At 66.3% G+C, this 13609-nt stretch carries 10 protein-coding genes; 5 read left to right on the top strand and 5 right to left on the bottom strand.

Translation table 11 applies throughout. From position 1 onward, the window contains the following. Window positions 1–22: 22 nt before the first annotated feature. The 4 genes from nagB to QFZ46_RS14535 form a co-directional block, all read right to left on the bottom strand. Window positions 23–802 carry a glucosamine-6-phosphate deaminase gene (nagB, locus tag QFZ46_RS14550; protein WP_307362782.1) on the bottom strand — a complete coding sequence of 260 codons (780 nt, stop codon included), beginning with the start codon at window positions 800–802 and terminating at the stop codon, window positions 23–25. After that, complete coding sequence (locus QFZ46_RS14545; RefSeq protein ID WP_307362780.1) at window positions 795–1760, bottom strand: ROK family protein; 966 nt, start codon at window positions 1758–1760, stop codon at window positions 795–797. Before QFZ46_RS14545 ends, nagB begins: the two co-directional genes overlap by 8 nt. Continuing rightward, window positions 1760–2947, bottom strand: coding sequence for an ROK family transcriptional regulator (locus tag QFZ46_RS14540; RefSeq protein ID WP_307362777.1), 1188 nt, complete (start codon window positions 2945–2947; stop codon window positions 1760–1762). Before QFZ46_RS14540 ends, QFZ46_RS14545 begins: the two co-directional genes overlap by 1 nt. A 75-nt stretch (window positions 2948–3022) precedes the next feature. After that, window positions 3023–6382, bottom strand: a complete 3360-nt coding sequence (locus tag QFZ46_RS14535; RefSeq protein ID WP_307362775.1) for a family 20 glycosylhydrolase — start codon at window positions 6380–6382, stop codon at window positions 3023–3025. Between the two features lie 25 nt (window positions 6383–6407). Between QFZ46_RS14535 and QFZ46_RS14530 the strand changes: the two genes are divergently transcribed. The 3 genes from QFZ46_RS14530 (at window position 6408) to QFZ46_RS14520 (ending at window position 9004) form a co-directional block, all read left to right on the top strand. After that, window positions 6408–6815 carry a RidA family protein gene (locus QFZ46_RS14530; protein WP_307362773.1) on the top strand — a complete coding sequence of 136 codons (408 nt, stop codon included), beginning with the start codon at window positions 6408–6410 and terminating at the stop codon, window positions 6813–6815. Window positions 6816–6929: 114 nt separating this feature from the next. Then, the gene (locus QFZ46_RS14525; protein WP_307362770.1) at window positions 6930–7403 is read left to right on the top strand and encodes a hypothetical protein; all 474 of its coding nucleotides are present in this window, start codon (window positions 6930–6932) and stop codon (window positions 7401–7403) included. A gap of 140 nt (window positions 7404–7543) precedes the next feature. Further along, complete coding sequence (locus QFZ46_RS14520) at window positions 7544–9004, top strand: L,D-transpeptidase family protein (RefSeq protein WP_307362768.1); 1461 nt, start codon at window positions 7544–7546, stop codon at window positions 9002–9004. A gap of 80 nt (window positions 9005–9084) precedes the next feature. On the opposite strand, the gene QFZ46_RS14515 is transcribed toward QFZ46_RS14520, so the two are convergent. Further along, a complete protein-coding gene (locus QFZ46_RS14515) occupies window positions 9085–11301 on the bottom strand; it encodes an NADP-dependent isocitrate dehydrogenase (protein WP_307362765.1) in 2217 nt (738 codons plus the stop codon). 119 nt (window positions 11302–11420) lie between these two features. Between QFZ46_RS14515 and QFZ46_RS14510 the strand changes: the two genes are divergently transcribed. Together QFZ46_RS14510 and QFZ46_RS14505 are read left to right on the top strand one after the other, a co-directional pair. Beyond that, complete coding sequence (locus QFZ46_RS14510; RefSeq protein WP_307362762.1) at window positions 11421–11879, top strand: GNAT family N-acetyltransferase; 459 nt, start codon at window positions 11421–11423, stop codon at window positions 11877–11879. A 378-nt stretch (window positions 11880–12257) separates the two neighbouring features. Then, window positions 12258–13562, top strand: a complete 1305-nt coding sequence (locus QFZ46_RS14505) for an ABC transporter substrate-binding protein (protein WP_307362759.1) — start codon at window positions 12258–12260, stop codon at window positions 13560–13562. Window positions 13563–13609: the final 47 nt, after the last annotated feature.

Raw genomic sequence — 13609 nt, 5'->3', positions numbered from 1 at the left:
AGCGACGCGCGTCAGAGAGTGCTCAGAGCCCCTGCCACGCGGGCTTGTTCTCGAACGTGTAGCGATAGTAGTCGGCGAGCTTGAGCTTCGACGCGGCCGCCTCATCGACGACGACCGTCGCGTGCGGGTGCAGCTGTATCGCCGATCCGGGCAGCATCGCGGTCAAAGGTCCCTCGACCGCGTCGGCGACAGCCTGAGCCTTGCCTTCGCCGAAGGCGAGCAGCACCAGATGACGAGCCTGCAGGATCGTGCCGAGACCCTGCGTCATGCAGTGCATGGGAACCTGATCGATCGAGTCGAAGAAACGGGCGTTGTCCTCGCGGGTCTGCGAGGTGAGAGTCTTCACACGGGTACGCGAAGCGAATGACGACCCTGGTTCGTTGAAACCGATATGCCCGTCGGTGCCGATTCCGAGGATCTGCAGGTCGACACCGCCGGCGGCTTCGATCGCGGCCTCATAGTCGGGGCCGGCATGCTCGATGCCTTCGATCGCGCCGTTCGGTACGTGGATCTGGTCGGGGTTCAGGCCGAGCGGCTCGACGACCTCGCGTGCGATGACGGAGCGGTAGCTCTCGGGATGCTTCGGATCGATGCCCACATACTCGTCCAACGCGAAACCTCGAACCTGCGAGACGTCGGTACCGGCGAGTCGGCCGTGCAGCGCTTCGTAGACGGGCAAGGGCGTCGAGCCCGTCGCCAGTCCCAGCACCGCATCAGGACGTCCGACGATGAGCCGCACGATCTCGTCTGCAACCAGTGCCCCCGCAGCGGCGGCGTTCTCGACGATGACGACTTCAGCCATGGGTGGCGATCTCCTTTTGGGGTGTGTGCACTCCGACCAGCGCGGCACCTAGAGCGGCCGCAGGGGAACCGGGGGGAAGCAGTTCGATTCTCTCATCCAGGTGCAGCGATCGCAGGAACGGCGACCCTGCCGCATCGGCGATGAGCGCAGCGCGGATGCTGTCGCCGAGACGATCGCCGAGAGCCGTGAGACCGCCGCCGATGACGACGGTCTCGACGTCGACGCTGAGCACGAGCACGCGCACCGCCGCCGCCGCCCCACGCGCGAGGTCACCGCGGAGCAGGAGCGCGTCGGTGTCGCCCTGGTCCGCGGCGTCGAAGATGTCACGGACAGGCAGCGCCCCGGGGCGCCCCCACGCACGGGCGAGCGCACCGCCGCCGCAGAGCGTCTCGATGCACCCGCGCTGCCCGCAGCCGCAGACGCGGCCGTTCGGGTCGACGGAGATGTGCCCGACCTCACCGGCGGTGCCACGTGATCCACGCCAGATCCCGCCGTCGATCACGATACCGGCGGCGACGCCGGTGCCGAGGTTCAGATAGGCCATCGACAGGGCGTCACCGCGCAACGCGGCGGCACCGAGGGCAGCGGCTTTCACATCGTTCTCGACGATGACCGGCACTCCGATGCGCTCCGACGCCCGCGCCGCGAGGTCGAGGGATTCGACGCCCAGATTCACCGCGTGCAGCACTCGGCCGTTCGCCGTGTCGACGAGACCGGGAATTCCGACGCCGACACTCATCACATCGGACGCTGAGATGTCGAACTCCGCGCGCAGCTCTCGCACGCTCTCCACGACGTCGGCGACCACGGCCTCGTCACCGTAGCCGGTGGGTCGGCGGATGCGTCCGATGATCTCGCCGCCGTCCGTCACTGCGACGGCATCCGTCTTCGTCCCGCCGATGTCGAGGCCCACGCGAACGGACCGGCCGACACGACCGGCCTGTACTGCCGATACCACTATGAGACTCCCAGCTGCGCGGAGAGAACCATGACCGCAGCGCCGCGCAGCACGATGTCGCCTTGACCCGTGAGCCTGATCACGACGTCGTCGAAGACGCCCTCGAGCGTGCGCTCCCGCAGGGTGGAAGTGGCCGCGTCGATGAGTACGCCGTCAAGAAGATCTGCGGGCCCGGAGAGCACGACCTCCGAAAGATCCAGTGCTGTCACGATCGGCGCGATCGCGATTGCCATGCGGGTGCCGGCATCGCGCAGGATCTCATCGCGCGCTGCGGGCTGCGCGTCGACCGCATCCCGAAGGCGCGTGACGCTCAGCCAGGCCTCCAGACAGCCGTCGCGGCCGCAGACGCAGCGCGGGCCGCCGTCGGTGCCGACGACGACGTGACCGATCTCCCCCGCGGCGAAGCGGCTGCCCACCAGCGGTTGGCTTCCGGCGATGAGCCCGGCGCCGACTCCCACACCGATCTTGATGAGCATGAAGTCTGCCCTTGCATCACCGAAGGTGTACTCGGCGAGTACGGCGGCATTGGCATCGTTGCGGGCGAGCACGGGGAGATCGAGGTCACGACCGAGCTGCGCTTCGAGCCGGAAGTCGGTCCAGCCGAGGTTCGGTGAACTCAGCACCACACCGTCAGGGCGCACCACGCCCGGCGTTCCGACGCCGACGCCGAGCAGCGGCGCGGTCGCGGAGGCGATCAGACTGCGGGCGAGCTCGAGCAGGGCGGCGTATGCCGCGTCGCCGTCAGGCTGCTCGGGCCGGGTGAGCTCACGCCGCTCCAGCACTTCGCCGTCGAGGTTCAGCACGGCTCCTCTGAAAGACTCGGCGTCCGAGAGGTCCAGACCGATGATCTGGTGGCCGAGGCGGTTGATGTCGATGAGGATCGGAGGCTTGCCGGGGCCCGCAGTCTCACGTACGCCCAGTTCGACGACGATCCCGTCGGCGATGAACTCCGCCACGAGGTCGGAGATCGTCACTCTGGTCAATCCGGTCTCGCGTGACAGGTCGGCGCGACTCATCGCACCGGAGTGGTAGAGCGTCTGCAGCACGAGGGCGCGATTGTGTCCGCGGGCGTGCTCGGGCAGCACTTTTGAGCGCGACCGCAGGTGGCGGGACGGTCCGAAGGCGTGCGAACTGGCACCCGCGTAGTCGGCCGGTGCCGGTTGACTCAACTCATCCGATTCGGACATATTTGTTAGTAGACCTTACGAACAAAAATTCCGCAACCTGCGACCCACCGCCAGGGTGGGAGGGTTACCGAAACGTTACTTTTCATTCTCGCCTCGCTCCGACGAGTCCGGCGAGGGTGCCCGCAGCCCGTGAACAAGATCGGCGACGATCTGCTCCCGCGCGGCGACCGTCATCGGCTTTCCGGGGATGCCCGGTCGCCGCTGATCGAGTGTAGGCCCGTCGAGAGGACGATATCGCACCCCCGCCTCGGTCAAGCGACGCAGATGCGTGGCAAGGCGACGCAGGAACTCCGTGCCGTCTCCCGGGTCGCCACCCGCCCAGAGCCGCTCGGCGATCGCGCTGAGTCGCGGGAACATGGCGAAGTCGACGCGGTCACGGGTCGGCAGATGCTCGGTCCAGACGTTGGTCTGGCCACCGACCACGCCGGGAGGAAGGCGCAGGGTGTAGGCGTGCTCAAGGGTCAGCGGCGGCCCCACCGGCACCGGCTCGTCGCCTGACTCGGACTGCCGATAATCGAGATAGGTCTCAAGATCCGGGCAGCCGACGACCGGGATGCCGCGGCGGATGGCCTCTTCAAGGGCGACCGGACCGCGCCATGCGAGTATCCGCACTCCGTCAGGGACATCCCCCTCGAGTACCTCGTCCCAGGCCAGCGCTGTGCGTCCGTGCGTGCGCACGTGATCGACGAACTGAGCGGTGAACCAGGGCTGCACGTCTCGAGGCGACGCGAGTCCGAGCTCGCGCATGCGCAGTGCCGCCGCGGGGCTCTCCGCCCACTCGGTGACCGGCACCTCGTCCCCGCCGATGCCGATCCATGGAGAGTCGAAGATGTCGCACAGCGCGTCGATCGCCGCGCGTCCGAAGGCCAACGACTCATCCGTGGGTGCGAGTGTTCGGGGGTTGACTCCGAAGCGCTCCCAGGGAGACGTGACCGCTCCTGCGCCGTCGGAACCGGAGATGTCGGTGTTCCCGAGAGCGGGGTAGGCGGCGAGCGCTGCCTGCACGTGCCCCGGCAATTCGACCTCAGGCACGATCGTGATGAAGCGCGCAGCCGCGTACTCGACGAGTTCGCGGAGTTCCGCGGTCGAGTAGAACCCCTCGTGCACGCCGGCTTCGACGGTGGCGAGTGGACCGTGACCCCGCTGCGTCGCCTCTCTGCGCGAGCCGATCTCGGCGAGCCGCGGGAAGCCGGGCACCTCGAACCGCCAGCCCTGATCGTCGGTGAGGTGCAGGTGCAGGATGTTCAGCTGGTGTAGCGCCAGCAGATCTATCAGGCGACGGATGTCGGCGGCGGGTCGGAAGTGCCTGGCGACGTCGAGCATCGCGCCTCGCCAGCCGTACGCAGGCGAACCCTGCCACCCTCCGGCAGGGATGCGAGCGACCTCGTCTCCTGGTGGACGCAGCTGTTGCAGCGCCGTGATGCCTCGGAAGACACCCTGCGCCGATGCCCCGCGCACCTCGATTCCGCCGGACGCCGCAGTGATGCGGAACGCCTCGGCACCGATGCGCCCGGCAGCGGTCGCGCTCTCCCCCACCGCTGCATCCAGGACCAATGTGATCGCCGGCGCACCGGCCTCGCCACCGCCTGCGATGTCGCTGCCAGGAACGCCCGGCTTCAGCAACGCGGCGACCGCTACCAGCTCATCCGGAGCATGCACAGGAGTGTCCGGTGTCCAGACGAATGACGCGGCCGCAGGATCGATATGCGCCTCGAGCAACGGCACCGTGGCGCGGTGGGGTGCTGGCGGCATCCGCAGAGCGCGCCCTGGAGTCTCTCCCGTGACGACGCCGTCCGCGACGACGAGCACGCCTGCGACCGCCACCTCGACGACCCCGACCGGTGCTGTGCGCGGCGCGTCGAACGTCGCACCGGCCGCGACGGCGTCGGGATCGAACAGCACGAGATCTGCGGTCGCGCCCTCGCGGATCACTCCGCGCGGCGCGTCACCGCGGTGCAGGCCGAGACGAGCTGCTGGTGTGCCGGAGAGATGCCGGACCGCCTCCTCGAGCGTCAGCACTCCGAGGTCGCGCACGTAGTGACCGAGATAGCGGGTGAATGCGCCGAACCCACGCGGATGCGGCTTCGCGCCGATCAGGATACCGTCGCTGCCACCGGTGTGACGATCGTGCTGCATGATCGCCCGCACGTTGTCCTCGTCGCCGATGTGCATCAGGATGCCGGTGGCTCCGGCATCCGCGATGATCGTGTCGAGCACGACATCGACCGCGCGCTTTCCGTCCTCCTCCGCGATCTGTGCGATCGTCCTGCCGACGAGAGGCTCGAGAGCCGAGTTCGCGGTACCGACGATCTCGATGCTCGACCAATCCGCGCGCTCGCCGTGGAATCCGTCGGAGCCGATCTCCTCGAGTTCGACCCGAACCCCCTCTCGGCCGTCAGCGTCCAGCTCCCTGATCGCGGCGATGAGGTCGCCACCCTCGGCGAGCCTGCTCGGCAGCAGCGCCGTCAGAGTGGTCGCGCCCGGCAGATACGGATAGGTGTCGAGCGTGACATCGACGCCGTCGGCGATGGCCTCATCTATCAGCGCGAGCAGTTCATCGGCTCTACCGCGGTTCGGTACGAAGTTCATGGTGGCGTGCGTGAGGTGGATGGGGCATCCGGTGCGGCGACCGATGTCGAGCGCTTCGCGATAGGCGTCCAGTGCTGTGGCGCCGTAGCTTCGGGTGTGCGGCGCCCAGTAGCCGCCGCGTTCGGCGACAACGCGGCACAGCGTCTCGAGCTCTGAGGTTGAGGCGTACATCCCGGGCGTGTAGGTGAGGCCGCTCGACATCCCGAACGCGCCTGCATCGAGTGCAGCGCCGAGCAGATCGGTCATCTGCCGCAGCTCTGCGCGTGTCGCCGGGCGGTTCTCGTGACCGACCGTCATCATGCGCAGATTGCCCTGCGGCACGAGCACGGCGACGTTCGCGACCGTCGCCGCGTCGATCGCGTCGAGCAGATCGCCCATCGTGCGCCAGGGAGCGACTGCGGGCAGGCCGTTCCAGCCTGCGATCTGCGCGGGAATGACGGATGCCACCGCATCGTCGAGCGGCGCATAGCCGAGGCCGTCCTGCCCGATCACCTCGGTCGTGACCCCCTGCAGGATCTTGGCCCGATGCGCCGGCCCCTCCAATACGGCCAGATCGCTGTGCGCGTGCATGTCGATGAAGCCGGGCGCGAGGATGAGTCCGTGCGCGTCGACCTCGACAGCTTCGAGGTCGACGGCTCCGCGCTCGATCTCGATCGTCCTGGTGTCGCCCTCGCGAACGATCGCGACGATCCGTGCACCTTCGACCACGACATCCGCCACGTAACGAGACGTTCCGGTGCCATCGACCACGGTCGCGTCCCGGTATACGCGTACGCGCCCGGCTGCGGCCTGTTCTGCGCTCAGTGATACGTGAGCGAGCGTCGGCTCCGACATTTGTTGAGGCATCTAACAAGGCTACTAGGCTGGTCGTATGAGCACGAAGACACGAGTCACGACCAATTCCGCTCCTGCGCCGGCGCACACTTTCTCGCAGGGTGTCCGCAAAGGAGGGTTCGTCCAGGTCTCCGGTCAGGGTCCTGTCGACCCCACGACCAACGAGTATCTCTTCCCCGGTGATGTCGCCGCGCAGACCACCCGCACGCTCGAGAACGTCAAGGCCATCGTCGAGGCATCGGGTGCGACGTTCGACGACGTCGTGATGCTGCGCGTCTACCTCACCAAGCGCGAGGACTTCGCGACCATGAACGACGCATACGGCGAATTCGTCACCGCCCACACGCCCAGCGGCGTTCTGCCGTCGCGCACCACCGTGTTCACGGGCCTGCCCCGTGAGGAGATGCTCGTGGAGATCGACGGCATCGCCATCGTCGAGCAGTGATCGCACCTCATGGGTCCTTCTCCCCATCGTGGAGCGTCGCCAGAATATGTTTGACTGGTCGCACGACCGGAGAATCGCACCGCAGTTCGCGGTGCCGTGATTGAGGGGAAACCTATGAACCGCCGTATCGCCGCTTGGACCATCGCCGCCGTCGCCGTGCTCGGCCTGACTGCGTGCTCCGGCGCGCCAGCCGCTGAGGACGACAAGTCCACCGACTCCGGCGATTCCGCGCCCGTCGAGGAGACGAACACCGACCAGTCCGTCGAGGAGGCCTGTGGGATCGTCCTGCCGAAGCTGCAGGAGGCCAGCAGCGCTGCCGGTGAGATCGACACGACCGGTGCCACCGACCCCCAGACCACCGTTGACCAGTTCAACACGGTCGTCGATGCGTTCGGCGAAGCCGCGGACAGCGTCTCCAACGTCGAGGTGCAGGAAGCAACCGCTGCCGTTCACGAGGACTTCGTCGCCCTCAGCGACGTGCTCTCCAAGGTGCTGATCGATCAGGACCTGTCCGCCGCCGAGAACATGGGCACCATCACCACCGACATGACCGAGTCGGCCACGGCGCTCCAGGAGCTCTGCAGCTGACCTCTGAACTCCGAAAGCCCCGCGACCATGCTCGGTCGCGGGGCTTTTCCGTTTCTGATGCGACAACCGTTGCCTTGTCGTTATCTGACGCCCGGTATGATAAAGGAGTTGGTCACACTGAAATCACGGGGGGTGAGTAGGTGACTGGTCTTATCGAAGCACCTGACGCGAACACTGCGCAGACCGCTGTCGTCACTGAAGCACTGCCGCCGAACGGCGGCGATCGCTCACTCGAATGGGCTCCGCGCGAGCCCGCTCCCAAGAAGCGTCGCATCGGACTCTGGGTCGGCGTCGCCGTCGGCGTGCTCGCTCTGGGGGCAGCCGCAGCGTCGACGATCCTCATCGCCCCCGGTACCACGATCGCCGGCGTCCCTGTCGGCGGCCTCACGCCGGGCGCCGCGGCAGACGTCGTCACCGCCCACCTCGCGAACACAGAGATCACGTTGACCGATGCCGGTGGAGATCAGGTGGTGACCGGCTCTGACCTCGGCGCGTCGATCGACGCACGCGGGCTCGCAGACGAGGCGTTCGCGTCGCACCCGATGTGGAACATCGGCGCGTGGATGCCAGAACCCATCGTCGGCACCATCACCCTCGACACCGACCTCGCACACGACACGCTGCGCGAGATGGTCCCGTCCAGTTATGAAGACGCCGTCGACGCCACCGTCGGGTTCGACGCGGCCAGCGCGACGTATGTCACGACTCCTGCGGTGCCGGGCACCGGTGTCGATCTGGATGGTCTGACCGGTGCATTGACCTCCGCGCTCGCCGACGGCGGCGACGCTCTGACGTACTCGGGTGACCCGGCCGAGGCTCCCGCACCGGTGAGCGATGAAGACGCCGCCGGCGTTGCAGAGAAGCTCAACACGATGCTCACCACGATCGGCTTCTACGTCGGTGATGAGCGCACGGTGCCGATCGCCCCCGCGGTCGCCGCGACCTGGCTCGAGGTCGTCGATCAGGACGGCGAGCTGAACATCGTGGCCGACGAAGCCGCCATCCAGGCGACCGTCGATGCCCTGCCCGCCGCTGTCAACCGCGCACCGGTGAATGCCGAGAGCATCGTCAATGCAGGCGGAGACGTGCTGGAAGAACTGACCGTGGGCGTCAGCGGCCGCACGCTCGGCGACACCAGCACGGTCGCATCCGACTTCGCCGAGCAGCTGGAGGCCGGCAACTCCGTCCAGCCGATCGAGGTCAGCGAAACGCCGTTCGCGAGTACGACCCTCACGCGCGAGATCGACATCAATCTCGCGAACCAGACCGTCTCCGCGATCGAGAACGGCGTCGTCGTCGACTCCTGGAGCGTCTCCTCCGGTGCCGGTGAGTTCGCCACCCACACCGGCTCATTCCAGATCGGCTGGAAGACTTCCAGCCAGAACATGGGCAACAGGGATCTGAGCCAGGCGCCCAACTACTTCCAGCCGGACGTCAAGTGGGTCATGTACTTCAACGGTGACGAGGCCCTTCACGGTGTCTACTGGCACAGCAACTGGGGAACTCCGATGAGCCACGGATGCGTGGGCATGCCCGAGTACGCCGCGCAGTGGCTCTACAACTGGGCTCCTGAAGGCGTCAACGTCTACGTCCACTACTGAGCACCCTTACTCGTCGCTTCGACAGGGCGGGACGCGAAAAGGCCGGATGCACACAGCATCCGGCCTTTTCCGTGTCATCGTCAGATCGCGTCGATGATCCCGTTCAACGTCGTCGACGGGCGCATGATCTTCTCGACCTTCGCGACGTCAGGACGGTAGTAGCCGCCGATGTCGGCAGCTGAGCCCTGTGCGCCGTTGAGCTCGGAGACGATCTCCTGCTCTTTTGCGGCAAGTTCCGCAGCCACGGGCGCGAAGGCCGCGGCGAGCTCGGCGTCCTTCGTCTGCGCGGCGAGTTCCTGCGCCCAGTACAGCCCCAGGTAGAAGTGGCTGCCGCGGTTGTCGATCGTGCCGAGCTTGCGTCCGGGCGAGCGGTCCTCTTCCAGGAATGTACCTGTCGCGGCATCCAGCGTCTCGGCGAGCACACGAGCCTTGTCGTTGCCCTTGCGATCAGCGAAGTGCTCGAGCGAGGCGGCCAGCGCGAAGAACTCGCCCAGCGAGTCCCACCGCAGGTAGTTCTCTTCGACGAGCTGCTGCACGTGCTTCGGGGCGGATCCGCCCGCACCGGTCTCGAACAGCCCACCACCGGCGAGCAGCGGGACGATCGAGAGCATCTTGGCGCTCGTGCCCACTTCGAGGATGGGGAACAGATCGGTCAGGTAGTCGCGCAGCACGTTGCCCGTGACGGAGATGGTGTCCTCGCCACGACGCAGACGCTCCAGCGAGTAGCGTGTGGCGTCTTCCGGCGTGAGGATCTCGATCGTCAGACCATCGGTGTCGTGGTCCTTCAGATACTCGTTCACCTTCGCGATGAGCGCGGCATCGTGCGCACGCGCCGCGTTGAGCCAGAACACGGCGGGCGTGGCGCTCGCACGGGCACGGGTGACGGCGAGCTTCACCCAGTCACGCACGGCGATGTCCTTGGTCTGCGTGGCACGCCAGATGTCGCCCGGCTGCACGGTGTGCTCGAGCACGACGTCACCGGCCGAGTTCACGACCTGGATCCGGCCGGCAGAAGCCACCTCGAAGGTCTTGTCGTGGCTGCCGTACTCCTCGGCCGCCTGTGCCATCAGGCCCACGTTCGGAACGGTGCCGATGGTCGCCGGGTCCAGCGGACCGTTCGCGATGACATCCTCGATCGTTGCTTCGTAGACACCCGCGTAGGAGGAATCGGGGATGACGGCGAGGGTGTCATCCTCTCCACCGTCCACGCCCCAGAGCTTTCCGCCGTTGCGGACGAGCGCCGGCATCGACGCATCCACGATGACGTCGCTGGGGACGTGCAGGTTCGTGAGGCCCTTGTCAGAGTTGGTGTACGAGAGGCGAGGGCCGCTCTCGATCGCACGGAAGAAGTCTTCGGCGATCGCTTCGCCGCCTTCGAGGTCGGCGAGACCGGAGAGGATCGACCCCAGTCCGTCGTTGGCGCTGAGACCGGCGGCGGCAAGCGTGTCACCGTGCTGCGCGAACACGTCCGCGAAGTAGGCCTTCACGACGTGACCGAAGATGATCGGGTCGGAGACCTTCATCATCGTGGCCTTGAGGTGCACCGAGTACAGCACGTCATCGGCCTTGGCCGTGGCGAGGGTCTCAGCGAGGAAGGCATCGAGGGCCGCGGCCGAGAGGAACGTGGCATCCACGATCTCGCCAGGGAGCACCTTCAGGTTCTCCTTGAGCGCGGTGGTGGTGCCGTCCTCTGCGATGTGCTGGATCGTGAGCACGTCGTCACCCGGGGACAGCCAGCTCTTCTCATTGGCCTTGAAGTCGTCGTGGCCCATCGTGGCGACGCGGGTCCTAGACCCCTCGGCGAACGCCTTGTTGCGGTGCGGGTGCTTCTTCGCGTAGTTCTTCACGGCGAGCGGAGCCCGGCGGTCGCTGTTGCCCTCGCGCAGAACGGGGTTCACCGCAGACCCCTTGATGCGGTCGTAACGGGCGCGGATGTCCTTCTCCTCGAGCGAGGACGGCTCGTCCGGGAAACTCGGGATGTCGTATCCCTGGCCCTGCAGTTCGGCGATGGCTGCCTTGAGCTGCGGAATGGATGCCGAGATGTTCGGCAGTTTGATGATGTTGGCCTCGGGAAGCGTCGCGAGGCCGCCGAGCTCGGCGAGCGCGTCGGACACTTCCTGCTCGGCGGTGAGCCTCTGAGGGAACGCGGCGAGGATCCGTCCTCCCAGCGAGATGTCGCGGGTCTCGATCTGGACCCCGGCCTTGCCTGCATAGGCTTGGACGATCGGGAGGAGCGATGCGGTGGCGAGAGCCGGTGCCTCGTCCGTGTAGGTGTAGATGATGGCGTCGTCGGTCACCGGGAGATTCTCCGTTCACGAGTCAAATCTGTCTCGATACCAAGATACCTGAGTGGGTGGTGCGGCGTTCGCCGTCATCTTTCGGCGCACGCAGCGCGCGGAGAGGTTACCCTGGGCGTATGACGGAACTGCGCGTGGTCGAACTCTCCGCTGCGACGATCGTCGCCGTGAACAACCTGTCGCTCAAGCCGGGACAGGAGCAGTACCTCGCTCCGGTCTCGTATGGGATCGCGGCGACCGTGATCAACCCCCAGACCTCATGGCAGCGTGTGATCCTCGATCGCAACGAAGTCGTCGGGTTCGTGAGCGCCAGCTTCGATCCCGAGGCCCCGGAGGAGCATTTCCGTTCCGTGCTGTGGCGCATCAACGTCGACGCCGACGATCAAGGTCGCGGTGTCGGTCGTTTCGCGGTCGAGCATCTTCTCGACGAGGCGCGCAAACGCGACATGGATCACGTCAACGTGATCTACGAGGCCGGCGACAACGGCCCTGAAGCCTTCTTCCACCGCGTCGGCTTCACGCCGGTGGGTGAGACCGAGTACGCCGAGGTGATCGCGGAGATCCGCCTCGCACCGTGAGACCGGCGGCGGGGCCTCGGATCCCCTCCCCCACCGAGGCCTCGTCGCCTTGAAGTCGCCTCACTGACGCGGCACGGTCATGCGCGGCTTCCAGCCGCTCGGTCCAGTTTGTTGGACGAAACCACAAAAAGGTTGCGCACGCCGACGCGATTGTCTACCATCGCTGGAGAGCCGCTATCGAAACGCTTCGATGACACTTCTACGAGCTGCATCGATGGAATGATCCCTCACGGATCCATCGCACCGCCTCGGGATGAGAACACGGGACCACCCTGTCCGCCCGCCGGTCATCGAAGCGCTTCGAGGCTCCGCATTGCACACGGGAGAACGACCCATTGAAGTGTCTGGCCAATGGCCACCAAGAAAGGAGTGCCGACGATGGCACGCATCACCCGAGGAAAGAAGTCACTCGCCCTGTTGGCGGCATTGACCGTTACCGGGGTCGCCCTGAGCGGATGCACATCCGGCTCCACGAGCGGCGGCGACGGCGACACGCTCAAGCTGTGGCATTACGAGGGTGCCGACAGCGCAATGGGAATCGCTTGGGCGCAAGCGATCGAGACCTTCGAGGAGGAGACCGGCGCGACGGTCGAGTTCGAGGAGAAGTCGTTCGAGCAGATCCAGAAGACCGCCAGCCAGGTTCTCGACACCGATGCCGCGCCCGACCTGATGGAGTTCAACAAGGGCAATGCCACGGCTGGCTTCCTGGCATCGACCGGTCTGATCACCGACATCTCCGATGCCGTGTCCGAGTACGGCTGGGATGAGAAGCTGGCGCCCTCGCTGCAGACGACGGCCAAGTACAGCGAAGACGGTGTCATGGGCGGAGACGCGTGGTACGGCATCCCGAACTACGGCGAATTCGTCGGTGTCTACTACAACACGGACGCCTTCGCCGCGGCGGGCCTGGCGATTCCCACCACGTACGAGGAGTTCGTCGACGTGCTGGATGCCTTCGTCGCCAAGGGCATCACACCGCTGGCTGAAGCGGGAGCAGAGTATCCGCTCGGTCAGCTCTGGTACCAGCTCGCTCTGCTCGAGGGTGATCGTGGGTTCGTCGACGACTATCAGCTGTACGAGAACCCTGTCGATTGGGAAGGGCCTGAAGTCACCTCCGCGACCGAGACGCTCAAGGAGTACGTCGACAAGGGCTACATCGCCTCTGACGTCTCATCCGTCAAGGCCGAGGATGCCGGAGTCTCGTTCATCAACGGCACCGCCCCGATCTTCGTCTCGGGTTCGTGGTGGTTCGGCCGCTTCGTCGCTGAGGCGACCGGATTCGACTGGACCCTCGCCGCGTTCCCCGGCTCCGACCTGTCGCTCGGCTCCTCCGGCAACCTATGGGTCGTACCGGAGAACGCCGCGAACAAGGAACTCGCGTACGAGTTCATCGACATCACCATGCGCCCCGAGATCCAGGCGCTCATCGGCAACAACGGTGGTCTTCCGGTCGCAGTCGATGCCGCCGACATCACGGACGCGAAGAGCGCAGAGCTGATCGAGACGTTCAACGGCATCCTCGATGCCGACGGGCTCTCGTTCTACCCTGACTGGCCCGCCCCCGGCTTCTACGACGTCCTCGTGCAGGAACTCCAGGGTCTGATCACCGGGGTTCAGGACGTCCAGACGACCAACGCCAACCTCGGCGAGCAGTACGACGAAGGTACTGCAGAATTCCGTTGATCGTCCGCGGTGGCGGCCGCATGTCGGCCGTCACCGCACCCCTCTGG

It is taken from the genome of Microbacterium murale, from assembly GCF_030815955.1.
Taxonomy (GTDB): domain Bacteria; phylum Actinomycetota; class Actinomycetes; order Actinomycetales; family Microbacteriaceae; genus Microbacterium; species Microbacterium murale_A.
The sequence above is the reverse complement of the archived record's forward strand: the minus strand, read 5'-3'. Positions and strand labels throughout refer to the sequence as shown.

Bases quoted from the DNA above. Each gene is read 5' to 3' on its own strand.
- nagB (WP_307362782.1), bottom strand. From the start codon at position 802: ATGGCTGAAGTCGTCATCGTCGAGAACGCCGCCGCTGCGGGGGCACTG.
- QFZ46_RS14540 (WP_307362777.1), bottom strand. From the start codon at position 2,947: ATGTCCGAATCGGATGAGTTGAGTCAACCGGCACCGGCCGACTACGCG.
- QFZ46_RS14535 (WP_307362775.1), bottom strand. From the start codon at position 6,382: ATGCCTCAACAAATGTCGGAGCCGACGCTCGCTCACGTATCACTGAGC.
- QFZ46_RS14530 (WP_307362773.1), top strand. From the start codon at position 6,408: ATGAGCACGAAGACACGAGTCACGACCAATTCCGCTCCTGCGCCGGCG.
- QFZ46_RS14525 (WP_307362770.1), top strand. From the start codon at position 6,930: ATGAACCGCCGTATCGCCGCTTGGACCATCGCCGCCGTCGCCGTGCTC.
- QFZ46_RS14510 (WP_307362762.1), top strand. From the start codon at position 11,421: ATGACGGAACTGCGCGTGGTCGAACTCTCCGCTGCGACGATCGTCGCC.
- QFZ46_RS14505 (WP_307362759.1), top strand. From the start codon at position 12,258: ATGGCACGCATCACCCGAGGAAAGAAGTCACTCGCCCTGTTGGCGGCA.